At 51.3% G+C, this 23,699-nt stretch carries 19 protein-coding genes; 4 read left to right on the top strand and 15 right to left on the bottom strand.

The features are described 5' to 3' along the window. Nucleotides 1–67: 67 nt before the first annotated feature. From AC07OI_RS24865 to soxC, 11 genes are all read right to left on the bottom strand, one after another. Complete coding sequence (locus AC07OI_RS24865; protein WP_495259085.1) at nt 68–478, bottom strand: tetratricopeptide repeat protein; 411 nt, start codon at nt 476–478, stop codon at nt 68–70. Nucleotides 479–521: 43 nt separating this feature from the next. Beyond that, nucleotides 522–2,498 (bottom strand): tetratricopeptide repeat protein, encoded by a 1,977-nt coding sequence (locus tag AC07OI_RS24860; protein WP_495259084.1) that lies wholly within the window; start codon nt 2,496–2,498, stop codon nt 522–524. A gap of 114 nt (nt 2,499–2,612) precedes the next feature. Further along, nucleotides 2,613–4,652 (bottom strand): J domain-containing protein, encoded by a 2,040-nt coding sequence (locus AC07OI_RS24855; RefSeq protein ID WP_495259083.1) that lies wholly within the window; start codon nt 4,650–4,652, stop codon nt 2,613–2,615. 31 nt (nt 4,653–4,683) lie between these two features. Further along, nucleotides 4,684–6,411 (bottom strand): molecular chaperone HscC, encoded by a 1,728-nt coding sequence (locus AC07OI_RS24850; RefSeq protein ID WP_495259082.1) that lies wholly within the window; start codon nt 6,409–6,411, stop codon nt 4,684–4,686. A gap of 510 nt (nt 6,412–6,921) precedes the next feature. Continuing rightward, the gene (gene soxB, locus AC07OI_RS24845; protein ID WP_495259211.1) at nt 6,922–8,634 is read right to left on the bottom strand and encodes a thiosulfohydrolase SoxB; all 1,713 of its coding nucleotides are present in this window, start codon (nt 8,632–8,634) and stop codon (nt 6,922–6,924) included. Nucleotides 8,635–9,101: 467 nt separating this feature from the next. Next, nucleotides 9,102–9,725, bottom strand: coding sequence for a sulfur oxidation c-type cytochrome SoxX (gene soxX / locus AC07OI_RS24840; protein ID WP_495259081.1), 624 nt, complete (start codon nt 9,723–9,725; stop codon nt 9,102–9,104). Nucleotides 9,726–9,735: 10 nt separating this feature from the next. After that, nucleotides 9,736–10,569 carry a sulfur oxidation c-type cytochrome SoxA gene (soxA, locus tag AC07OI_RS24835; protein ID WP_495259080.1) on the bottom strand — a complete coding sequence of 278 codons (834 nt, stop codon included), beginning with the start codon at nt 10,567–10,569 and terminating at the stop codon, nt 9,736–9,738. Between the two features lie 11 nt (nt 10,570–10,580). Continuing rightward, entirely contained in the window at nt 10,581–10,892 is a 312-nt protein-coding gene (gene soxZ, locus AC07OI_RS24830) for a thiosulfate oxidation carrier complex protein SoxZ (protein WP_495259079.1), read from the bottom strand. Between the two features lie 309 nt (nt 10,893–11,201). After that, complete coding sequence (soxY, locus tag AC07OI_RS24825) at nt 11,202–11,690, bottom strand: thiosulfate oxidation carrier protein SoxY (RefSeq protein WP_492709194.1); 489 nt, start codon at nt 11,688–11,690, stop codon at nt 11,202–11,204. A gap of 262 nt (nt 11,691–11,952) precedes the next feature. Then, nucleotides 11,953–12,987 carry a c-type cytochrome gene (locus AC07OI_RS24820; protein WP_495259078.1) on the bottom strand — a complete coding sequence of 345 codons (1,035 nt, stop codon included), beginning with the start codon at nt 12,985–12,987 and terminating at the stop codon, nt 11,953–11,955. After that, a complete protein-coding gene (gene soxC / locus AC07OI_RS24815; RefSeq protein ID WP_495259077.1) occupies nt 12,971–14,335 on the bottom strand; it encodes a sulfite dehydrogenase in 1,365 nt (454 codons plus the stop codon). Before soxC ends, AC07OI_RS24820 begins: the two co-directional genes overlap by 17 nt. Before the next feature lie 243 nt (nt 14,336–14,578). On the opposite strand from soxC, the gene AC07OI_RS24810 reads away from it, so the two are divergent. Then, nucleotides 14,579–15,214, top strand: coding sequence for a rhomboid family intramembrane serine protease (locus AC07OI_RS24810; protein WP_495259076.1), 636 nt, complete (start codon nt 14,579–14,581; stop codon nt 15,212–15,214). On the opposite strand, the gene AC07OI_RS24805 is transcribed toward AC07OI_RS24810, so the two are convergent. Then, nucleotides 15,215–16,120, bottom strand: a complete 906-nt coding sequence (locus tag AC07OI_RS24805; RefSeq protein ID WP_492709187.1) for a LysR family transcriptional regulator — start codon at nt 16,118–16,120, stop codon at nt 15,215–15,217. Between the two features lie 175 nt (nt 16,121–16,295). Here AC07OI_RS24805 and AC07OI_RS24800 point away from each other — a divergent pair, with 175 nt between their 5' ends. From AC07OI_RS24800 to AC07OI_RS24790, 3 genes are all read left to right on the top strand, one after another. Continuing rightward, on the top strand, nt 16,296–16,895 hold the full coding sequence (locus AC07OI_RS24800) for a short chain dehydrogenase (RefSeq protein ID WP_495259075.1): 600 nt from the start codon (nt 16,296–16,298) through the stop codon (nt 16,893–16,895). A 215-nt stretch (nt 16,896–17,110) separates the two neighbouring features. Beyond that, nucleotides 17,111–17,962 (top strand): hypothetical protein, encoded by an 852-nt coding sequence (locus AC07OI_RS24795; RefSeq protein ID WP_495259074.1) that lies wholly within the window; start codon nt 17,111–17,113, stop codon nt 17,960–17,962. 294 nt (nt 17,963–18,256) lie between these two features. After that, a complete protein-coding gene (locus AC07OI_RS24790) occupies nt 18,257–19,072 on the top strand; it encodes a substrate-binding periplasmic protein (protein ID WP_495259073.1) in 816 nt (271 codons plus the stop codon). 21 nt (nt 19,073–19,093) lie between these two features. Here AC07OI_RS24790 and AC07OI_RS24785 read toward each other — a convergent pair whose 3' ends face one another. From AC07OI_RS24785 to AC07OI_RS24775, 3 genes are all read right to left on the bottom strand, one after another. Next, nucleotides 19,094–19,672, bottom strand: a complete 579-nt coding sequence (locus tag AC07OI_RS24785) for a YdeI/OmpD-associated family protein (protein ID WP_492709180.1) — start codon at nt 19,670–19,672, stop codon at nt 19,094–19,096. A gap of 94 nt (nt 19,673–19,766) precedes the next feature. Then, entirely contained in the window at nt 19,767–22,826 is a 3,060-nt protein-coding gene (locus AC07OI_RS24780; RefSeq protein WP_495259072.1) for a hypothetical protein, read from the bottom strand. Between the two features lie 227 nt (nt 22,827–23,053). Next, nucleotides 23,054–23,695, bottom strand: a complete 642-nt coding sequence (locus AC07OI_RS24775) for a glutathione S-transferase family protein (protein WP_495259071.1) — start codon at nt 23,693–23,695, stop codon at nt 23,054–23,056. Nucleotides 23,696–23,699 lie beyond the last annotated feature (4 nt).

Here is a 23,699-nt window from a genome sequence, read left to right as displayed (position 1 = left end):
TTGGATTGCTGTTCATCATTGGTGCCATCCAGGCACACCAGATGCTTGCCTTGTCGAGATCAACTACCTAGCCTAACGTGAGCTGCAGGGGATCAAGCCACAACGTAAGCCACATGAAATGTGGCAGAAAGCGGACATTGAGCGACTTCAGCAGGCCTTGTATTTCCCCCTTGCTACAAATTACCTTGAGCCTGGTTTTCGCTTCCTGATCCCCTTGTCCAGCCGCTGCGGAATACCAGACACTGGCTTCATTGAGATTAGCGTTATGTTTAACCAGGCCCAGCTCATAAATAGTCCCAAGCTTTCGTTGCCCAACCATGTCTCCACGGTTTGCGCCCAGCGCAAACCAGTATGCAGCTTTTTCTTCATTTTTTTCCAATCCACCGCTGCCCTCCAAATGCATCATTCCCATTTTGACGGCGGCAATGGCATGTCCTTTTTCTGCGGCTTGTTTTATCAGCCAGATAGCTTCGACCATGTCTTGCCCTACGTCCATGCAATCCGGACTTGCTCATGGACATTCACTTTGCCTTAGTCACGACAGAAATCGTATTGACGCTTGCAGACGCAGGCTTGCATTCTGAAAACTCCTGTTTCTTGCACAGACGCTGCAAACTCTTATCAGCATCCTTGTCACCATGGTCACGCGCCTTGCCATACCACTTCGCAGCCTCACCCAGATTGATCTTATAGCTCCCCAGCCCCTGTTCATGGACCAGGCCAAAATAGCGTTCTCCTACAGGGTCGCCGTGCTTGGCGCTTAATGAAAACCAGTTGGCTGACTTGACTTCATCACGAGGAAATCCATATTCTCCGCGCAGGTGAAACTGCCCCATCAGGGATTCCGAATGAGCAAAGCCCTTGTCAGCGGAAGCATTGAGGAGACGCGCCGCGACTGCCTTGTCTGGTTTTATTCCATAGCCATGGTCCATCATATAGGCCAGCTTGAACTGGCCCCGTGCATCTCCCTGGTCTGCCGCTTTCTTGTAATGCTGCAAGGCTTCTTTGTGATTGGGCTTGCCGTCCAGGCCATCCATCAGGAGATCACCAACGATGACACTGGCTTGCGTATGCCCCAGTTCAGCAGCCCTCAGGAACCAGGCATATTGACGCTGTTTGTCTGAAGACGCAAACTTGCCGTCCCGGTACAACCAGCCAAGATGGTAAGCGGCGTCACTGCTGTCGTCCCCCGCCGCACTTTCGAGAGAACGGACTGCCTTATTGAAATTTTCCTTGCGGTCCCGGTTCATAGAGAGCAACACTTCTGCCTTTCTAATTCTCTGTTGCGGTGTCAAATTGCGATCAGGTCTCTCCAGAACAAATGACGTCCCGTCTCCAGACGTGAATTTCCCCGGATCATAGCTTGGTGTGGACCTGTCCTTGTTGGAAAACATACCCATCAACACAACCAAGGCAATGACTATCCAATAGGCAGGATGTGCATTATTTTCTTCTTTTTGTGGAAATACCCGCTGATCACCAATAGGGTTGCTGGATTGGATTTCCTCTGCATCTGCTGACCATTGTGCAAGATTTTCTTTGCTTGTTACCAGCAGCAGCCAGGAAAGATAAGTATCCTGCATATGCCTCAGCAAGCCCAGATTCGTTTTCAGGTATTGCTGGCCGGGAGATTTTTCTTTTCTGATTTTTATGATCACAGCCCATAATTTTGCACGGGCTTTTTTATCTTTACGATAAAACTCAGCGGCATCGCTCAGTGCACGATCAATAACGCGACCGGGCCTGCCAAGTTGAAGCAGACGCAGACGGTCTTTTTCCCAGCCAAAATTTTGCACCGCTACATCAAACAATTCGCCATTCCCGGGCTGCCAGCCCTGCAGCAGGTATTCTGCCAGCATGCCTTCAAAAAGCAAGCGTGTTTCCATATGAAACAGACGCGTATCGTCGAGCAAGGCTATCAAGTTTTTCCCGGCGAAATCGTCATCATCACCATCTTCACCATGGAGGCGCATTGCGTCCAGCATTTCATTGAAGATTTTCTTTGCAGCTTGTGCCGGATTGATGGCAGCTTCTGGTATTTGAACGACTACCGGCTCTTGCTGCGTTCCTGTACCTGCACCGGGCGCCTGAGCTTGCAAAGGCAGGGCCGCATCCTCGGCAGGACTCTCTTCTTGCCCTGTCGTGCCATGAGCCGCATCAAATTCATCCTGAACAATTTCATCCTGCGGCGGAATCTCATCCGTCACTGGCGTGTCCTGCCGTGCCAAAGTCATTTCAGTTTCTGTGACCGCTGCAACAATGCCATAGTCGTGCTCTTCCTGCGGTATTTCCTGCATCTGGAATTGCCACTGAAACTGTTCCCTATACTTCAACCAGGCAAGCGCAGCTTCATAGGCATGGCGCAAATCCTGAAAGCCCTGGAGATCATTTTCCTGGTCTATCTGCTTCAATTTCCGTGCATAGGCACGCTTGACGTCGCGCTCGTCAGCATCTGCATTTAACTGATTTTCAACAAAAAATAAGGGTAGATTACGCATGAAAATATAGTGTCGGTGAAGCCAGTGCCTGGTCAGTGCAGGTTGTGCTGGTTTTATTCTTTATCGCTCTGGCAGACATTTCATCACCAGAAGCAAATTAAACAGAGGGCAAATTTATGTATCGCTGCAATACGGATAAGTACCCGACTGACACAGGCTCTTCAATCTCTTCTCGGCTTCTGCATCGCCCTGCCTGGCTGCCCTGCCATACCAGTTTGCGGCAGCATTGAGGTCTTTGTTGTAACCGCCCAGGCCTTTTTCATGGATGAGCCCAAACATGCGCTGGCCAAGTACATCATTCTGGCGGGCGCTCAACATAAACCAGTAAGCAGCCTTTTCACTGCTGACCTGTGTGCCATACAAACCATTCATGCGTATCAGACCCAGCTCGCTTTGTGCCAGGGCCTGCCCTTTTTCTGCGGCAGTGACAATTAGTTCAAGTGCGCGCTGCTTGTCTTTTTTCACTCCCGTACCATCTGCGTACAGATGGGCCAGCTTAATCTGTGCCAGACTTTGCCCCGATGCGGCAGCCTTGCTGTACCAACGTATGGCCAGGTCCAGATCCTTCTTGACGCCACGCCCTTCAAAATAATAATCAGCCACCATGACGGCAGCATCCAGGTGCGCCTGTTCCGCTGCTTTGGTGTACCACTTGAGTGCCTCCGCATCGTCTGGCTTGGCCTGTCTGCCTTCACGGTAAAACCAGCCCAGTTGATAGGAAGCTTTGGCATAACCGTTGTCTGACAATTGCACCAGTTCAAGCAGCGCTTTTTGCAGATTTTCTTCGCGATTACCGGCGCGGCTCAAGTCGCGGCTGGCAGCATCAAACCGCGCTGCAGGCGTTTTTGGTACAGGTTGCCGAACCACCGCCTCCAGTGGTATCGCCGTCTTGGCATCATGCACGAGCAATTGTACGATGACCAAGGCAATTACACACAAAAAAGCTGGCAGATAATACCGGCCAAAGGGCCAGTGCCTGGCACGCAAGGCGGCGAAGAAACCAGCTTTTCCAGCAGTCCCATCGTCTGCGCCTGGTACGGAAAACGTGCCGCCACTTCCTGGCTCTACTTTGTTTCGCGCCTCAATTTCTGCGGCTTCCCTGAGCGCCTTTGCCCGGGCGACCTCTTGTAGCGCTTCATATTGTGCTTTCCAGATATGGAAATTATCCTTGCTGGTCACCATCCATATCCAGACCGGATACAACTCGTCCAGCACCAGCATTTTTTTAAAATTGGCTTCCAGGTAGTCCTTGTCTGGATTTTTTTCCTGTCTCAGTTTTTTCAGCAGTTCCCATTGTGCTTTGTGCAGGCTGGCAGGTCTTTCAAGGAATGCCTGCTTCTCTTTGCAGGCACGCTCCAGCACATGGCCAGGACGGCCCAGGCTCAACAGACGGCGTCTGTCCCTGGTCCAGTTAAAGATGTCAAAGGCAGCATTGAACAGCTCGCCATTGCCATGTCGCCAGCCTCTGGACAGATAGGCCGCCACCAGGGTTTCAAAGGCGTAGCGGGCATCACTGCTACCCAGGCGCGGGTCGCTCATGGCGAGTTGCAAATGTTTTTCAGCATAACCTTCTTCGCCAGCGCACTTGCGCATTGCCATGAGCATTTCGGCAAAAACACGCTCTGCCTTGCTGGTAGCCAGTTGAGCGTCACTGTCCTGCATGGCCTGTGCAGGACTGGTTTGCGTTGCAGACTCTGGCGCCGTCACAGACGCTGTCGCATCCGGAGGTGGCTTTGCATTTCCTATATGCGTATCAAGAGCCTGCTTTTGGGGTGCCAGCGGGCGTACTGGCTCTGGCCAGCGTATGGTTTCAAGGGCAGCGATACAATCTGCCAAAGTTTCCGCAGTTCCTTGCCCTGCAAATGGCACTGGCGACGCAGCAATTACCTCCTGTTGCGGGGGCGATGTTTTGTTCTCACTACTTGCATCAGCAGGCTGCTGCTCTGCTGCGTAAGACTGACTCAGCCTGCCACTGTCTCTGTACCTGATCCATTCCAGGGCTTCTTCATAAGCTTCGCGCAATGCCTGAAAGCCAGGAAGATCTGCTTCCTGGTCTATTTTTTTCAGTTGCTTTGCATAAGCGCGCTTGACTGAGCGTTCGTCAGCATCGGGAGGCAAACCATACAGCTGAAAAAACGGCGGAATATATACCATGATTCAATTCAAAAACATCTGCATGCCCGCTTTAATTCGGCTGCGGGTCAAAATCCGAATGCAGATGGCTATCGCTTTCTATGGAATTGAGCATGTCGGAAAACTTGTTCTTGGCTGGATTGATAAGGCGTGGGTTCTGCGTTTCCAGCACCCCTTCAAACTCGGCTATCTGCACGCTCAGCCAGGAGCGCAAGTCACCACGCACCTGCTGGTAGATGCGGTCAGCTCTGGCCAGAAGGGTACGCATTTCCATCGTATCACGCGGGTGCATTTTGATTTTTTCCAACTCGGCAAAACGCTGCCGTATCTCTTCATCACTAAGCATGCCAGGGTTGCCTTCAATTATAAGGACATAGCTTTCAGTGCTATTGTTGACATTGGCCCTGACCTCAAGCAGGCCATTGACATCATAGGTAAAACGCACATCGACTGCCCTCTCTTCATTGCCGTCCTGCTGCAAGGGAACATCGAGCTGGCCAAGCAGAATATTGTCTTTGACCAGGCGTGACTCTCCCTGAAAAACGCGCAACTGCACGCTGGTCTGGCGCGCATCCACAGCACGGTAATGGCCAACACGGCTGACTGGAACTGCTGTATTGCGCTCGATGACAGGTGAGAAATGGCCATCAGAAGACTTGCCGTCGGCCAGACGCATGCAGACTTCAACACCCAGGGAGTAAGGTGCCACGTCAGTCATGACGACTTCTTCCAGGGCGGCATCTTTCATCTTCAGGCCAGCCTGCACGGCAGCACCCAGGGCCACTACTTCATCCGGGTTGATTTCACTGGTAGGGAAACGGCCAAACATCAGCGTCACCAAACGTTTGATAACAGGCATGCGGGTAGCACCACCTGCCAGCACGATGCTGTCGAGTTCGTTGGCGCGGATATTGGTATCGCGCAGGGCGCGCTCCACCGGTTCGCGCATACGTTTGAGCAAGGGGGCGCAGAGTTTGTCCAGGGCTTCTTCATCAATGTCCATGCTGAGGTCATTGCCATCCAGCTGGATTTGCACTTTAGCTTGCTGGCCTGCGGACAAGCTGCGCTTGGCTGTCTCAGCCGAGGCACCCAGCCTTTGCATGAACATGGGATTATTGCGCAGGCTGGTGGCAAGCTTGTTACGCTGGAAGAACAGGTCAACGATGGCACTGGTCACATCCTCGCCACCAAGATAATTGTCACCGGCAGATGCGCGAACTTCCATCACACCTTCAAACAATTCAAGGATGGAGACGTCAAAAGTACCGCCGCCAAGGTCAAACACCAGAAAGCGGCTTTCACTATTTAACTGATGCATGCCGTAGGCCAGTGCCGCGGCACTGGGCTCGTTGAGCAGCCTCTCGACTTTGAGACCGGCGAGCAAGCCTGCGGTGCGGGTCGCCTTCCGTTGGGCGTCAGAAAAATACGCGGGTACAGTGATGACAGCTTCAGTTACCGCTTCGCCCAGAAAAGCTTCTGCATCGGCCTTCAATGACTTTAAGACCAGGGCAGACAATTCTTCGGCGCGAAAATCTTTTTGCCCCAAGCGCACTTTCTTGTCGCTACCCATGTAACGCTTGAACACTGCTGCCGTGCGCTCAGGATGGGTCTGCAAACGCTCTCTGGCAGCCTTGCCGACCAATATCGAACCATCGGCATCCAGACTGACGCAGGACGGCGTCAGCGTTTCTCCCAGACCATTGGGTACCAGTTGAGATTTGCCATCTTTCCAGACTGCGACCAGACTATTTGTTGTTCCCAAATCAATACCGATGATCATGCTGACACTACTCCCGCGCTTGTTCCAAGCTCAAATCAAATAAAGTGTCATAACATAAACCAAAACAGGTGATTTTTGCGCTGTGCAGCAAAAATAATTTGTAAGCGCTGCAAGCCATCAGGAACTTAAGTCCCAGGCAAGAGGATAAATCGCAGAGATTAGCGAAAGAAGAGAAGAAAAACGCAGAAAATACTCATAGATATCTGGGCGACAACACCCAGGTATCTAGAACTCATTTCATAAATAGGATGAGTGCGAACAAGACGATTTGGGATGCAGTGCAAGGCGTGACGCGACGCTAAGGCTGATGCCTTAGCGAGCGCGAGGTAACAAACTGCACGCTGCAATGCGCCCAAATCGTCGGTTCCCGAAGGGTTTGCCACATAACGCGTGCCGGACTGCGTTGGACTCGTTATCAATAGCGCCGCTATTGACTGCCTCTCTCGCCTTACCAACCCGCGTTATGAGGCAAACGCGTCTCAACCTATTTATGAAATGAGTTCTATTTGCTTACCCCAGCATGCCGGGGTTGCCAGCCACACCAATCAGGCGCGGCGTATTCAATGTGCGTGGCGTGATTTTTTTATGTGTGCGCAGCCATTGTGCCACCACATCCCAGACTGGTTCGCCCTTGGCACCTTCTGCCACGGGTGCCCAGCCAGCTACCTTATATACTTTGCCATCTGCCAATGGCTGGCCATTCAGGCGCATGTCCTGTATGCGCTTGCCCATCGCTGCTGCTGGTTCTATGGCATAGCTCAAACCACCGACGCGCACCATGTCGCCGCCTTGCTGGTAATAAGGATCAGGATTGAACAGATTGTCAGCCACGTCTTCCAGCACGGTCTTGATGGCTGCGCCTGTCATTTCTGTGACGGTGGTGTACGAATAAGTGGTGGCGGTCTGGTCCATCACATGTTCCATGGTGATGGCGCTATTCGGCAGCAACGAAGTACCCCAGCGGAAGCCGGGTGAGAAAGCGATTTCTGCCTCTTTGACTTCCATGAGTGCATCGACAATCAATTGGTCAAAACTGCCATTGAAATTACCACGGCGGTAGAGCGTGCCCTCTGTCATTGCCAGTTTTTCACTCAACTTTGCGGTGTAAGGTGCACGGATCTTTTGTATCAGCGCCTGCATCTCTATATCGGCTGGCAGGAAGTTGGCAAACACGGGCAACAGCTTGTACTGGAAGCCTTGTATGCGACCTTCTTTCACATCAAAATCGAGCACGCCGAGGAACTTGCTATTGCTGCCCGCATTGGTCACCAGGGTCTTGCCGCCACTGTTTTCAACGATGACAGGTGCTGGCATGCCGTCGTGGGTATGTCCGCCGAGAATCGCATCTATACCACGCACGCGCGAGGCCATCTTGAGGTCAACATCCATGCCATTATGCGACAAGACCACGACGACTTTCGCACCTTTGGCACGCGCAGCATCGACGGTCTTTTGCATATTTTCTTCCTGTATGCCAAAGCTCCACTCCGGCACCAGATAACGTGGGTTGGCGATGGGCGTATACGGAAAGGCCTGTCCTATGATGGCGACTGGTACGCCATTCATTTCTTTCATGACAAAGGCTTCAAATACGGGATCGCCAAAATCGGTAGTCTGGATATTTTGCGCGACGAAATCGACCTTGCCCTTGAAATCATTCTCGACGATATGCTTGACGCGCTTGTCGCCTAGCGTCATTTCCCAGTGCGCCGTCATGACATTTACCCCCATCTGCAAACAGGCATCAACCATGTCCTGCCCCTTGGTCCACAAGGCAGTCGCCGATCCCTGCCAGGTGTCACCACCATCCAGTAACAGCGCACCAGGGCGGTTGCCTTTGATGCGCTTGACCAACGTTGTCAGGTGCGCAAAACCACCGACCTTGCCATAGGTCGCTGCCGCCTGTTCAAAGTTCAGGCAACTGAAGGCATGGGCTTCAGGTGTATTAGGCTTGATGCCAAATTGCTTGAGCAAATGTTCACCGACCAGATGCGGGCTTTTACCAAATGCCGCACCTATGCCCAGATTGACACTGGGCTCGCGAAAATACAGCGGCAACAACTGCGCATGGCAATCAGTGAAATGCATGAGATGGACATTGCCAAAACGCGGCAGGTCGTAGAGCTTATGTGCCGCAGGATTCGCCATGGCTGCTTGCGCATCTATCTGCATGCCACCAGCGGCGGCGATGGCCATTACTTGTAAAAAATCACGACGATTCAGACCCATGATGATTCGCTTTCTGTTTTTGGTGTTGCTTTGTCGTTGACGTTGACGTTGACGTTGCTGTTGATGTTGTTTTTGACTTTAATCCGCTTGGGACATAGCAATTTGTGCTTCACAGAAAATGGATCAGAAAGCTTCGTTGTTTGAGCGTAGCGAGTTTCGAAGCTTTCCCATTTTTTGTGATGCACAAATTGTGCTGGAGCGCAGCGTAAGCACCCGAAGGGCAAGTCTGCGGTCGCCTTTCTTTGATTCCTTTCTTTGGCGAAGCAAAGAAAGGGATTCGGCCGCCGGGCCGAGACCCGGCTTGTGTCCACAAAGGGCAATCGCTTTAATCAAAGCACACGGCATGCAACAAACGCCACTAAGCTCCAGCCTTCGCTGGAGCGACGTAAATCAGGTCGCAGTAACAAGGAGAGGCACAGACTTCGGTGACAACAAGACGTATGCACCAAAATCGCAATGTCCTACTTATTTACCGGCGACTCAACATCCAGCAACAGCGCCATCACATCCTTCAACTGCGCCTCAGTCAACACCCCATTATGTCCAAACCGTGGCATCTTGGAACAGGCGTTGTAAGCCTGTGCGTTATACAGTTTGCCCCAGGTGTATTTCAGTATCTCTGGACTGGTACCGCGCAGTTTGCCAAATTGATACAGCGAGGGCCCGATATTGCCGAAAGAAATTTCAGCCTTGCTCATCTGGTGGCAGGCATAGCAGTTGCCGCCATTGACTGAACCCATGGCATCGGACGATTGCATGCCGCGGCCATTCTGGGCGATTTTTTCACCATTTTTCCAGTCGCCCATGTACTGGCCATCCGCCGGATATTTGACAGTGGCAAGTTGCGCCTGTTCCAGTTTTTTTGCTGGCTTGGCTTTCAAGCCTTGCGGGTTAGCACTGCACAGCGCCTGGGCTTCGTCCTGTTGCACCATGCGTTCCATGGTGGCCGGGCCTTTGGATTTGAAATCGGCTTTCATCATCTCCAGCGCGGCTTTGGCGTAATCCGGTTCCGCAGCAGAAACTATTGCTGTGCTAAAAACCGTTGCCAGAAAAACACTGATATGGCTTATACGTAAATTTTTCATGCGTATCCCCTTAGCGTTTTAAGGCAGGTGCATTCATGACCGCGCCTTCGGCAGATTTTGCCAGGAACATGGTCAGTGCAGTGATGGTGTCTGAAGCGTAGTCAGGCACGGGGAAGCGTTGCTGGCGGAAGCAGTCATTGAGCCTGTGTTGCATGGTTCTTACTTCGCCCTGTGACACACGGTAAGCTGGCCAGGTCGAATATGCAGCCTGGGCATTTTCCTTATTGTTCAGATTGGGCAAGTCTTGCAGGCGTATGCGCTGGCCTTCTGCAGAATGGCAGGATGCACAGGCAAAATCATGCGAACCGGCACGGTAATAAAATATCTTTTTACCGATTTCATAGGCCTGTTTTTCTGCCGGGTGTTTGGTACTGACCGTCAGTTTCATGCCACGTGATTCTGCCGTTAAAAAAGATACCAGTGCTTCGATATCAGACGGGTTGCCAGCGGAACCGAAAGGTGTTTTCACTGCCTGTTCACGTGTCAGACCTTGCAAGCTCATGCGGCAATGCATGAGACGTTGTTCCAGGTCCATGACCTTGTTGGTATCTTTAAAATAGCGCGGCAATTCTGCATAAGCCCCCTTGGTCACGCCTGGCCCTTTACCCAGATCACATTGCTCCAGCGTTTGCTGATTCGGGCCCATCTTTTTTTGCCAGAGTTCCTGGCCGCGCATTTCCCATAATTCTGCCGGGTTGCCATCGGCCAGCATTTGCCGGTATTTGGCAATTTCATCGGTCGCAGATGGGCTTGCAGTTTGGGCTTGTGCAGAGGGCAACACAACACATGCCAGCATGACACACAGCGGCATACAGGACAGTGATTTGAGAGCATGACGTGACATGGTTTTCCTTATCAGGCTATGGCTGCTTCATCAGTACGCTGGTCACCTTTGCTATCCGTCCAGGTCACCGACACTTTATCGCCTTTGACACCACCCTTGAATTTGAAGGACAGGAAAGGGTCTTTGGAAACCGAAGGGCCAAACTGCGCATCCAGCACCAGCTTGTCTTTCCATTTGGCTTGCAGGGTTTTGATGAAATGTGCGGGTACGACTTTGCCTTCCAGGTCTTTACGCTGACCTGTTTCCATATCGTGACGCATCAATACTTTTACTTCAACGACGTCGCCAGTAACCGCCGCCCGAATACGCATAGGATCGCCCATGATGTCTCCCTTTTTTGCTAATTTTAAATGAATATCTGATTAAGACCTAAAAGCTCACCACAGAGACACGGAGGCAAAGAGAAAAGCATGAGAAGGTCTATAAAATATTCAGCTTACTTATCTGGCTGAAACATATTATCGATACATCATTCAACTTCGCATTAACGATTACGTTGTTTATGTGCCGAGTGTTGGGCTGGTGAGTCGTAGCCCAACCTACACATCTGCAACCTAATTGCCGATTTTTTCTCTTGAACTTCTCTGTGTCCCTCTGTGTCTCTGAGCCTCTGTGTTGAGAGGTCTTAAAAATTAACCGCCGCAACCGCCCAGAGTAACTTTTATTTCTTTCGAAGCCACCAACCATTTACCATCAGCTTTCACCAAGGCATGCACGTTCGAGGTTTCACCAACCTTGACGCGGGTGCTGACTGAAGCTTCTGTCCCTTCTGGAATATTGAATGCCGCAGACATGGCGTTCGGGTTTTTTTCTATCAGGATGGCGATGTAGTCGGTATTGGCAGCTTTGCTGCTGACACTGACGGGTACTACCGCACCATTTTCTGCAATGTCAGGCGCACCAATCACGATGTCGGCACTGACAGCCGGGCTACCTGCACCCAGTGCAGCAAAAACATCTTGCATGTTCTTGGCTTCAAAGGCTTTGGCTTGCCATTCTGCGGCGAATACATCGGATGGTTTTAACAAGCCAGCGGCAAAGGCCAGGCCAAATACCGTGGATATACGTAAAAAATCACGGCGTTGCTGACCGTCATCGTTGATCTTGATTGCCTGCTTCATTACTGTCTCCTGAGTGAGCATTTATCCGGCGCTGCTGATATGACTAATATTGCTGATATTGCGATTTACTGAATTTACTTCATTCGATAAGCTTAACGCGAAATCGTTCCATCGATATGACAAAACTGAAAAAATCCCTGCTGCTTTACTAAATAGGACTTACGCAAAATTGTCCCAGCAAGGCGTAGCGACGAAGACAGTACTTTAGTACGGCTAGGAGCTGCAACGCCGCTGGGGCGGTTTTGCGTAAGTTCTGCCAAACTCATTGACGCATGATCCAATCCAGCATGGTCTTGATTTCTGCATCCTTGACATGGCCTTGCGGTGGCATGGGGATATCGCCCCAGGCACCACTGCCACCCAACTTGATTTTCTTGCTCAGACTGGCTTCGGCATTGGCATCGCCTTTGTATTTCGCGGCAATCTGGGCAAAGCCGGGGCCGACCACTTTATCCTTGACGCCATGACAGGCGATGCAGGCATATTGCTTGGCCAGCCTCAAACCTTCTTCGGCGGCCGGCGCACTGACTTTGACAACAGCTGCCTTGTTCAAGTCCACCCCACGCACAGCACCAACAGTGCGGTTTTGCTCCACCGGATTACCGTTGGCACTGCGTGCAAAGGCGGGCAATTCAGAGGTGATCTTGACTTCTTTCAGACAGTCTTTCATGCAGGCAGTATTTTTCACGTCCGGCTTGCCATTGGTTTGCCACAGGCCATGCTTCTCTGTCATGCCGTCACGGTTGGGCATGCGTTTTTGCACATCAGCGATGTTGGCATCAGACATGACAAAATCGTCGGCGACGATGCCACCCATGTTCAGCATATACGCTGTTACTGCATACACTTCTTCCGTGGTCAGGGTCTTGGGTGCATTCCAGGGCATGGCGCGATTGATATAATCCCATAGTGTCGAGACTGTTGCCACCTTCATCAGGGTGGTGCGTTGCGGCTGGCTATTACCAGTCAATGCTGCCACGCGGCCATTCTTGACATCATCCTTGGTAGTACCACCAACAAGAGGCGTAAATACCTGGTTAGACTCACCGAAAGTGCCATGGCAAGAAGCGCACTTGCCGTCCCATACCTGCTGGCCCTGGTCAACACTGCCACGGCCTTTTGGCAAGCCCTTGAAGTCGGGGCGTACATCGATGTCCCAGGCGGCTACTTCTTTAGGAGTCGCAGCACGGCCTATATTGCTATAGTCTGCGGCACTGGCGGCAAGACTGAAACCAGCCAGCACAAGAGTAAATAAAGACGTGCTTAGCGACTTGCGTATATCAAGCGACCTGTACATTGCTGACCTCACCATCTTCGTTAATTTTCCAGGACTGGATGGCATTATTGTGATAAATCGATTTGGTGCCGCGCACTTCGCGCAATTGATTGATCCTGGGTTGAACGTAGCCGGTTTCATCGATGGCGCGCGATTGCAAGATCGCTGGCCCGCCATCCCAGTTCCAGTCCATATTAAAGCGGGTCAGGCATTTGCCCAGCACCGGGCCTTCCAGTCTGGCGGTGCGCCAGCTGCGGCCACCATCGGCAGAGACATCGACGCGCTTGACCTTGCCACGGCCTGACCATGCCAGGCCGGTGATATTGTGAAAACCTTTTTCCAGCAACATCTGACCGCCCGAAGGTGTGGTGATGACGGACTTGCATTCCTGCACCGAGGTGTATTGTCTGTGCAAGCCGCTGGGTTGCAGATCGATGTAATGGATAGCCTCATCCTTGGTGGCCCATGGCTGGTCACCGACTTCTATGCGGCGCAGCCATTTGACCCATGACACGCCTTGCACACCGGGCACGACCAGACGCAGCGGGTAGCCATTTTCTGGCCGCAGCATTTCACCATTCATGCCATAGGCGACGATAACATCATCCATGGCACGGGCAATATCGATGGTACGCGTCATGGCAGAACCATCGCCACCTTCAGCCAGGACAAATTTGGCTTTCTTGCGATCGATGCCACAATCATCGAGCAAGACGGACAAGGGTACCCCCGTAAATTCACAGCAGCTCAGCATGCCATGGGTGTATTGCACCGTAGGAACGGCGACATTACCCCATTCAGTCGCGCTATTGGCACCGCATTCGATAAAGTGCATGCGTGAGACCGAGGGCAGGCGCATCAGGTCATCCATGGTGTAGACCTTGGCTTCGCGCACCAGGCCATTGATCATGAAGCGATGCTGTGCTGGATCTATATCTATCCAGCCCTGGTGATGACGTTCAAAATGCAGGCCACTAGGAGTGATGATGCCAAAGAATCCCTGCAAGGGAGCAAACGAGACAGAAGCCTGTGGCACCCGCGTCAGACCGGGAGACTGGCGGCGCTGCAAATTGGCTTCAAACTTCGATGGCTGGCCATAGCCCTGCATGACGACCGGGTTGCCCAGGGTCTTGGCATGATCCTGCAAATTCAATATCAGCGGGTCACCATCACCCTCAGGCACAGTACCCGGCCTTGCCATTGCTACGCCAGATGCCAGCGCAGCCGTGGCGGCCGCAAAGCTCTTGCGCAAGAAACCACGGCGCTCATCATTCAGGCCTTGTTCAGTGATGGACAGACGCAAAGGAGCATCCAAAAAATTCTCGGGCGCACGACGCAAAAGACCGGACTTTTTAATCTGCATAGACATGAGACTGAAACTTTCCAATGAGATACTGCGATCATCCTGTGCCCGCATGCCTTACCACTGCTAGCAGCATAGCCTATTCTTTAAGCACAGTTTTACTGATCTGAATTTGATCAAGCGCAAATACTACTATTTGCGCATATAATCAAATAAGGAAGGAAAAAAAGCAAATACTTTCTTTTGTGCAAGGCACAAAAAGTTTATGTAGCGACTAAATTATCTGGTTCGTGATAGATTCTGGCACCCATGCCAACATGCCATTTCATCAAGATGCATCAGAAAAATATATTCTTCAGATCACCAACTGCGATTCTTATCTTCGTATTTATTTTGACAGGCTGGACTATCTCTGCCCTGTATTTTGGGCAATCCCTTTTTGCGTCACAAAAATCCTTGCGCTTGCCACAGTTGGGGGCTGCAACGGGGGAACTGTTCGTCACGCATGAATGGTGGCGCTTGCTGGTCTCGCAATTCTTGCATGTGCATTTCCTGCATATGCTGTTCAATGCCATGTGCATCCTCATCCTCGCCAGCAGCCTGGAGAGAGCGCGAAGCTGGCTGGTGTTGCTCAGCATTTACCTGGCCGGCGGCACGGCAGGCCAGTTGGCGAGCGTCTGGTCTTACCCTGCCTTGGTCACGGATGGTGCATCACAGGCTTTGATGGCTTTATGCGCGGGCATGTTTGTCTTGCAGCCACGCAGCAGAGTGACCTGGTTTGCTGGCCTGATCGTCGCCATACAGGCTGCGCTGGACGTGCATGCGATAGCGGGTATCAAGGCCGGGCATTTGTATGGCTTTGTTGCGGGATTATTTGTCAGTGCGGGGTTTTGGTCAGGGTTACGCAGCAAAGGTCACTTTAACAAGCAAACTGAATTGAGATGATCAGGTTACCGGCCCCTTTATCTTCAAACCAAACCTGTCCAGCATAAATTCGATGAAGGTAGACAGCTTGGGTGTAGGCTGCCTGTCACGCGGATACAGCAAATGCATGGGACGCGGTGCTGGCACATAATCTTCCATCAGCGGCACCAGCCTGCCAGCAGCGACTTCGCTGGCGAGCAGCAATTCAGATTGCATGACAATACCAAAACCAGCCACGGCAGCACTCTTCAAAGCCTGGCCGTTATTTGAACGCAAACGGCTGACCGGAATTTCACTGATTTCTTGCGCTTCTTCAGCCAGGCGCCAGCGTACGTGTTTGTTCCAGTGTAAAAAATCCAGGCATTCATGGTCTAACAAATCTGCTGGAGTATGGGGTATTCCCTTGCGTTTCAGATAGGCAGGCGCAGCGCAGATCATCATGCTGTATGGCTGCAGCGCACGTGCTATCAAAGTGGAATCTTCCAGCTTGCCTATGCGTATGGCAGCATCAAAACCGTCTTCCACCACATCAACCAGCCTGTCGTTCATATGCAGGTCGGCGCGCATTTCAGGATATTGCGCCAGATAATCAACCATGGCCGGGGCCAGCATTTCACTGCCAAAGGTGACGGGTGAGGTGATCTTCAGTACGCCACGCGCGCCACCACGCATTCTGGCCGCACCGGATTCTGCCTCGCCGATCTGCGCCAGTATGGCCTTGCATTGCTCTGCGTATTGCAAACCCAGCTCAGTCAGGCTTTGCCGTCGCGTGGTGCGCGTCAGCAGGCGTGCACCCAGCAGGCTTTCGAGAAATTGTATGTGCTTGCCCACCATGACGGGCGAGATCTCGCACTCTGCCGCGGCAGCGGTAAAACTGCCTGCATCAACCACGGCGACAAACACTTCCATGCTGCGTAACTTATCCATGAATGCATCCTTTATTACCAACCATCAATTACTAACCATGAGTTAGCAATATATGTATTTTTCGGATATTTATCTACATTAAAAAATGAAAGATACTTAATTTCATGGCATATGCCTGTAGAAATTACCCCATACAGCCCGACGCGACGGGCTGAAAAACCTAAAAGGAAATATCATGAAACTCATCATCATCGGTGCCAACGGCACAGTAGGCAGCGCCATCAGCAATGAACTGGGTGCCCGTCACGAACTCATCCGCGTAGGTAAAGCCAGTGGCGATATCCAGCTTGATATCAGTGACAGCGAACAGATACGTGCATTATTTGCCCGCACCGGCAAGGTCGATGGCGTGGTGGTGGCAGCAGGCAATGTACATTTTGCCCCTCTCAATGAAATAGAAGAACAGCATTTCCACATCGGCCTCAATAGCAAGCTCATGGGCCAGGTGAATGTCGCCCAGATTGCCCAGGCTTATCTGCATGATGGCGGCTCCATCACCCTGACCAGCGGCGTGGTTGGTGAAACACCGATACGCGCAGGTGCCAGCGCCGCCATGGTCAACAGTGCACTGGAAGGCTTTGTGCGTGGCGCAGCTATCGAATTGCCACGCGGCTTGCGCATCAATGTCGTCAGCCCCGGCTTGCTGGAAGCATCGGTTGCTGCGCTGGGTAGTTTCTTCCCCGGCTTTGAAGCAGTATCGGCCAAACGTGTGGGACTGGCTTATGCGAGAAGTGTGGAAGGTGCGCAAACCGGACAGGTGTATACCGTGCGCTAATGCACTTGCAAGCGTGGGAAATGATCCCCGTTTTTCACGCTTGATATTCCACACTTGAGATTCCACATTTGATAAAACTTATCAAAAAAATAGCGCAAGAGATCAATAACAAGTTAGCATGACATCATGACGCTGCCCGCAGCAAAACCTGTCAGCTCAGCTTGAGCCAGGGCGTCATCCCAACCATCCCTGCCACCCCATACTGGAGCGCTATTGTGAGCAATGAAGCCTTTGACGCCCCCATCTTCATCGAAGATGGCCCCTACATAGATTTACTCCCCAGGGAATATCCCTTTTTATACAATGACCGGGGACACTGCAGACAATTGCGGCAGCCTTTTGGTGAGGAAATCACGATCGCCAAGGATAATCCCGATCTGGAGTTGGGCGTCAAATACAAGGGCATCAGCCACCAGCCCAAGACCATACCCAATGACGGCTATCCTTACCAGATTACTGAATTCAATTTCAATGCGCCTGAAGTCCATTACGAAGCTATCACCGCGACCAGAGACAGCGTGCAAGCCTTTGGCATGACGTTGTTGAAAAGTGGTGAATGCCTGCGCTTTGAATATGAGGGCATGATCATGGCCCAATATACCTATGGAAAATGGGCTGGCTATCAGTCTCCCTACATCGGCAAGCGGCGGCGGCGTGAATTACTGACCCACAATCCTACCGATCTTGAATTCCATGATTTTCCGCATGTGTTTTTCTCGCAAGATGACCGTCCCCTCGTCATCAGCGTGGCACGCTGGCGGCCCTATGTGCAGGAAATATCGCTGGCTGATCTGTGGATAGAACCAGGTGATGCCATCGTCGTACCACCCAAGACCCGGCCTGCACCACCGTCGGGAGAATTGCCTGACGAGATAGCCAGACGCATCATTATCGACTTGCACGGCAACCGCAACTCCGCACTGGCTTGCTGGGGCAGCGACAAAGCCGCATTGACTACCACCACCGTGCTGGGCAACGAACACACCATGCAAACCCGTGCGCCGAATTATCATGAAGAATTACAGCCAACAAGGCACCCCTATTCAAGTGCCGGGCTGGCAGGGTAATGAGACATGCTTTGTGCAAAGCTGACGCTGCCACATTCTCCTGCTAATTTACAATTGTTAGCAATGGCAGCTTTACTTGCCTGAGCATGGGAAGTCCTGAACTATCCGCATTTGCAAACCTGTAGCGCAGAGGGAAGTTACGGGATATCCCTCAAAAAACCAAAGGCTGCGCATGCATATCTGCCGTCCAGACGCGTAAGGCAAAGCACGCGCCAGCCAGTCTTATCGTTTCGACTATTGCGCAACATGGTTTCTCACACTAGGCTGAAGTAACTATGGCCCGGAGGTCAGCAAATGAAGAATATTGCGCTCGTATTCTTAATGCTGGGATTATGCTGCATACCTGCCAGCGCAAGCGAGTTCAACTCTGGCTGCGGCAGCATGCAACTGGCTTATTATGAATTGGGTGCGCTGTATTACCACAATGCCGATGGCAGCTATGCAGGCATAGACAAGGACGTGATTGAAGAAGTATCCCGCCGCAGCGGCTGCAAATTTGATACCGTACTGGAATCCCGCGTACGTATCTGGACGCAATTGAAAAACAACATCCTGGACATGTCAGTTTCTGGCATCCCCACACCAGAAAGGGAAAAATTCGCTGAATTCATCCCCTACTTTTCCACCAGAAACTACATCTTGCTGCACCGGGACATGCCGGCACACAATCAGACCATGGCTGGATTTCTGGCCGATGCCAATTTGAAAGTAGGTGTCGTCAAAAGCTTCAAGCACGGCCCACAGTTTGACGAATGGCTGGACAAATTATGGACACAAAAGCGCGTCTATGAAGCAGCAGATTTTGACACCCTGCTACGCCTGTTCTTTGCTCACCGCGTTGACGCCGTACTGGCGCTACCCACCGTGTGGGAACCGTTGCTGAAAAAAGAAGATATCAGCAAGCAAATCCTGGTACTCGACTGGGCACCGCAAGACAGTATAGTCCACGGTCTCATCGTATCGAAAGAGCGTGTCAGTAAAACCCGGCGCGACTTACTGAAAAAAGCCATCTACAGCATGGCCGACGATGGCAGCCTGGAAAAAATTTTCAGCAAACACGTGGGCAGCAAACTGGCACGTGAGCTGCGTTATGATGGGCCCAGATATTAAAACCCATAGAGACAATGCGTTCTAATCATCCAGACCCTTGCCATCGAGGATTTGCGGGATAGCTTTTTCTACCCTTGATTCCCGGGTCTTGGATTGTTTGGCGGCGGAAAAATGCAGCAAATAAGCTTTTTGCCGTCCTGGAGTCAGCGCAGCAAAAGCTTTTTTCAAGGCCGGCATGCCATCGAGTCTGATTTGAAATTCTTCAGGCATATTGAATTCTGCCGTCTTCTTGAATTCCACTTTCAAACCGGCTTTTTCCACTGCAATGGCGTCTTTTATATAAGCCTTGATGGTGGCTTTCAGTTTGGTGATTTCACTGACACTGGTGAAGCGCAACTGCCTCGCTGCCTGCGTGTTTTCTGTTTGTTGTATCAGCAAACCCTTGGCATCCTTCATCAAGGCACCTTTGAAAAACAGGAGGGCAGCATATTCCTTGAATACATGGATCAGGACGATATTGGTATCTTCATGCGTATAACAAGGATTGCCCCACTTTAATTCTTCTTTCAGAGGACATTCAAGAACAATGCTGCGCAATTGCTCAATTTCTTCTTTCCAGTTTTTTGCCTTGCTGACATATGCATCGACTTTAGGATTCATTTTTTTGCTCTCCAAAATAAAGTGTGCTTCATTGCATGGTGCTTTAGTGCTGATGGATTATCTGATTTGCTTGTATTCATCACCACTGCATACATCACCGGTTTTCAAAGAAAACTTCATAGCGCAGTTCTATCGCTTCGAGTTTTGATAAATCCAGTTCCTGATTGTAGGCGATGGAATTGGTATTCAGGCGATAGTCTTTTTGGAAGATCAATTGCCAGGTGGTATACGGGCTATAGCGTATCCGGTTCATTTTCTCACTACCGTCAAACTTGTTGATGATGGCATTTTTGTAGTCATAAGTAGGTTCTTTCCTGTCACCATTCGTGATGAGCTTATAGGAAAACGTCGTGCCCGCAGGTTCCTGATAACACACTTTGATGCGCTGCTGTTTTGTGTTTGCCGCTGTCCGCTTACTCAAGAATTGAGAGATACCGCTGTGTTTCAGCACGCAATGGAATTCTGAACCTTCCTTGACTTTGGCACCACGCAAATAGATTTTGGCGTCGATCAGGCGTTCAAAATAAATGTCTGAATCCAGGTCGGGTGGCACGGTCAGGCTGATACGTCCGGTGCTGGCGAACTCTTCAAACAGTTGCGGACAATCGGCCCGCTTCCAGACTATCGGGGTATCTGAGAAATCGCGCTTGGCGGGTGTCTTGGCGCTGCTCAGACGATTGGAAATTTTTTCCCACAATGGCTGATGCAATTCATCGGACAAATACTTTTCACTCAGATTCTTGGGCAAGTTTGGCAGCTCATAGTTTTCAAGTGTCCAGATTTCATAAGCGCGCGCTTCATTCTGTATCAATTGCAGGCTGAAGTTAATCGCTAGCTGCAGATTGTTGTCCAGGCTGTTTTGTATATCCTGCGTACTCTCCAGCGCGGGGTCGTAGCTGAGCTCATCCAGACTGGCGCTCAGCACTTTAATGCTTTCTTCGCACTGACGCTTCTTGAATTCCAACTCACGCCTGTCGGCCTTCACCGTGGTCAGGTGCATCAGCAAATCAAGATGCGTAGAAGACATGTCAAAGTAATCGTTGAAGGCATGTTTCCATTCCTGCGCTTCTTTATACTCTTGCAGGAACTGAACGATGTAGGCCTTGAATTCATTGCGCTGTTTTTTCAGTTCCAGCCTGGCACCGTCAAACACCAGATTATCTGTCAGCAAGTCAGTTTCATCGAGCGTGAACTCAACTTGCTGATAGTCTTTATAAAGCTTTTCAGCCGCCTTGAGCTTGACCTGCATGTCGATGACGGTATCGATGAATTCTGCACTGAGCTTCTTGGCTTCTTTCCACTCATCGGTTTTCATCAGTTTGGCGATATCGTCCTTGAGCTCCAGCACTTCCTTGCTGAATATGCCTTTCTGCAAAATGTCCTTGAGCGTGGTCAGTTCTTGTGATTGCTTATAAAAATCTTTTACCTTGCCAAAGAATCCTGCCAGGCTGCTGCCTGCACTGGCAAAACTCATGGCAACACCGGCGACCATGGACATGACCTCGACCAGGCTCCAGAAATCCATCCTGGTCTTGGCACGGAATTGCGCATCAATGGCTTGCTGCAATTTGCCCGGCATGTCTTGCAGTTTTTTACCCTGCAAATGGATTTGCCCTCTTAACTCACCTATGGTGGACTTGAGTTGCAACTCTTTTTCCCGCAGATATTTCAAGCTGCCGGGTTTGTCAGTGTCGCCAGTCAAGTGCTCGTTGAATTTTCTGGCATCGGCAAGCGCTTCGGTCAGTGTCTTTTTGCGTTGCTCTAGCGTCTTCTTTTCTGCAGCGAATTCTTTGGCGTAGTTTTCCTTGTCTTTATAGTGCGCCAAAGCATCTTTGACATAGGATGAATAGGCCTTGATATCGGTGTAGGGGCAAGGTGTCGTTTGCCGTGCAGCCTTGTTGCCCAGTGTAGCAAGTGCCAGCTCAGCCTCCATTAATATCTGCCGCCTGTTGCGCTGGTCTTCAGTCAGGTTTTTTGCATAGGCAGCAAATTTGCCAGTCAGTGTCACCAACCAGCGCAAGATACGACGCGCTCTTTCCGTATCATCACTAAGAACCGCCGCCTTGGCGCAACGAACCAGCATCAATAGATAACTGTAAGGAATTTCCGCATCCAGACTGGCCGTGCTGATGGTGTCAAAGCTGCCTTTGCTGCCTTCCTTTGCCGTGGCGATGGCGGGTGGATTGGTGCTAGCTGCTGCACCATAGCCCCCTCTGTTGCCAGCATTGCCGGGATCTGCCCGCAGCTTGAGTTTTTTTTCGCTGCCATTGGTGACGATGTAGGCGGACTTTACACTCAGGTTGCTGAAGTGGTCGGGCTCCATGAAGCGATCTTTGTATGTCCATAAATCTTGCAAAGCCTGATTCTCATCGAAAGCGGCCCAGTCTATCGTGTTCCAGCCTATGCTGGTCGCATAGAGGTACTTGGCCCCCTGTTGCGCAGAACCACCATGACCAGGGTCGCCATGTCTGGCGACATCACCTGCGGCGCCACCAGAAAAATTTTTGTTTATTTTGTTCCTGGACAGATTATCCAGCAGGCGGATCACACCACCATCGCCACCCTTGCCCGGTGTACCTGCCAGACCGGCATTGCCACCATTGCCGCCGTTGTCCCCATGGGCAGAGCTAACGCTCACCCTGAGATAATTACCCAGCTTGCCTTCGCCAATAGTGCTGACATCACTGCCCCAGGCATAGTCATTGACGACCTTGATGATGGGCGCACCCTTGGGATTATCAACAACGACAGTATGCGAACCCACGACTTGCATGGTCGGCACTGAGGGTTTGCTCTTCTGGTCCTTGTCTGCACCTAAATCCAGGCCCTTCATGCCATGGCCACCAGATTCCGGCTTGCCACCCTTGCCGCCTTTGGCCAGCAGGTTTAGTTCGCCCCCTTCGATAGTGTCGGCATAAATGATGATCTTGCCGCTGTGCTGCCCTGCGATGCCATCTGCGCCATTGCGGCCATCGGCACCATCCCTTGCATTATTCTTGTACCCGGTGCCGCTGTTTTGCGCGACATTGTCAGGGCGATTCACGGCATCCGTGCCACTGACATCAATCGTCGCCCCCTCTGCAGCCACCAGCACTTGCGCCGCCATGAGTGTGAGGTCACAACCGGGGTTCACAAACCCCTTTTCTATATGCACGGTTTCAGCCTGGATAAGATGGTGACAGCCGTGCCTGAATGTTCCTGCCTTTAAGTAATATTCAGCTTGCCGTATAACAACCGTTTCGATTTTTTTCTCGTCCGCGCCTGCCATAGCTCATCCTTGAATATAAATTGAAAATTGCTGCTAATTTAGCATGTGAATTGTTAATAATTCAAGCCAAATTGCAGCAACATTTTTTAAACAAGGGAAAATGAAACTTCCTCTCACCACTTGGGTGTAATCCTCTCCCCCGGCAAAATATCATAAGGAAAAGCCCAGCCTGGTATGGCGCGCAGGCGTTCCAGCCAGGCGATGATATGCGGGTAGCGGCCTTCAAGCTTGTAATCGCTTTCATTTTCCGGATAAAACAGATAACCACTCAAGGAAAAATCAGCTATCGTCGGCGCGTCGCCGACCATGTACTCGCGGTTGGCCAGATGTTTGTTGACGATATGAAAGGCATTGTCGATGCGCCCCAACAGCCATGCCTGGACGGCTGGATCAGGTGCGGCAGGGCCAAAGGATTTATTGAAACGGTAGCTGGCAAAATAGCTGGTGAACTTGTGGTTATCAAACAAGAGCCAGCGCAAAACTTCCAGTTTTTCGTCTTCATTCGTGCCACCAAAAGCACCATGCTTGTTGGCCAGGTAGCTGAGGATGACGCCCGATTGTGTCAACACGCGCTCACCATCTTCCAGCACCGGCACTTCACCCATTTCATTGGCTTGTTCACGCCATTCATTGCTGCGTGTCACTCCCTGGAACATGTCAACATAGCCGTTCTCAAAGGGCTGGTTCAATGCGCGCAATAAAAAAGCAACTTTGAAGGAATTGCCTGACTGGCAGAGGCTATGCAGTTTGTACATGATG

Source organism: Undibacterium sp. GW821-FHT07F11, assembly GCF_059418665.1.
Note: the sequence above shows the minus strand (reverse complement) of the source record. Positions and strands in the feature narration are given on the sequence as shown.

What these genes read in the sequence shown, in the direction of transcription:
- AC07OI_RS24865 (WP_495259085.1), bottom strand. Translation starts at nt 478, where the DNA reads ATGGTCGAAGCTATCTGGCTGATAAAACAAGCCGCAGAAAAAGGACAT.
- AC07OI_RS24860 (WP_495259084.1), bottom strand. Translation starts at nt 2,498, where the DNA reads ATGCGTAATCTACCCTTATTTTTTGTTGAAAATCAGTTAAATGCAGAT.
- AC07OI_RS24855 (WP_495259083.1), bottom strand. Translation starts at nt 4,652, where the DNA reads ATGGTATATATTCCGCCGTTTTTTCAGCTGTATGGTTTGCCTCCCGAT.
- AC07OI_RS24850 (WP_495259082.1), bottom strand. Translation starts at nt 6,411, where the DNA reads ATGATCATCGGTATTGATTTGGGAACAACAAATAGTCTGGTCGCAGTC.
- soxX (WP_495259081.1), bottom strand. Translation starts at nt 9,725, where the DNA reads ATGAAAAATTTACGTATAAGCCATATCAGTGTTTTTCTGGCAACGGTT.
- soxA (WP_495259080.1), bottom strand. Translation starts at nt 10,569, where the DNA reads ATGTCACGTCATGCTCTCAAATCACTGTCCTGTATGCCGCTGTGTGTC.
- soxZ (WP_495259079.1), bottom strand. Translation starts at nt 10,892, where the DNA reads ATGGGCGATCCTATGCGTATTCGGGCGGCGGTTACTGGCGACGTCGTT.
- soxY (WP_492709194.1), bottom strand. Translation starts at nt 11,690, where the DNA reads ATGAAGCAGGCAATCAAGATCAACGATGACGGTCAGCAACGCCGTGAT.
- AC07OI_RS24820 (WP_495259078.1), bottom strand. Translation starts at nt 12,987, where the DNA reads ATGTACAGGTCGCTTGATATACGCAAGTCGCTAAGCACGTCTTTATTT.
- soxC (WP_495259077.1), bottom strand. Translation starts at nt 14,335, where the DNA reads ATGTCTATGCAGATTAAAAAGTCCGGTCTTTTGCGTCGTGCGCCCGAG.
- AC07OI_RS24810 (WP_495259076.1), top strand. Translation starts at nt 14,579, where the DNA reads ATGCCAACATGCCATTTCATCAAGATGCATCAGAAAAATATATTCTTC.
- AC07OI_RS24805 (WP_492709187.1), bottom strand. Translation starts at nt 16,120, where the DNA reads ATGGATAAGTTACGCAGCATGGAAGTGTTTGTCGCCGTGGTTGATGCA.
- AC07OI_RS24800 (WP_495259075.1), top strand. Translation starts at nt 16,296, where the DNA reads ATGAAACTCATCATCATCGGTGCCAACGGCACAGTAGGCAGCGCCATC.
- AC07OI_RS24790 (WP_495259073.1), top strand. Translation starts at nt 18,257, where the DNA reads ATGAAGAATATTGCGCTCGTATTCTTAATGCTGGGATTATGCTGCATA.
- AC07OI_RS24785 (WP_492709180.1), bottom strand. Translation starts at nt 19,672, where the DNA reads ATGAATCCTAAAGTCGATGCATATGTCAGCAAGGCAAAAAACTGGAAA.
- AC07OI_RS24775 (WP_495259071.1), bottom strand. Translation starts at nt 23,695, where the DNA reads ATGTACAAACTGCATAGCCTCTGCCAGTCAGGCAATTCCTTCAAAGTT.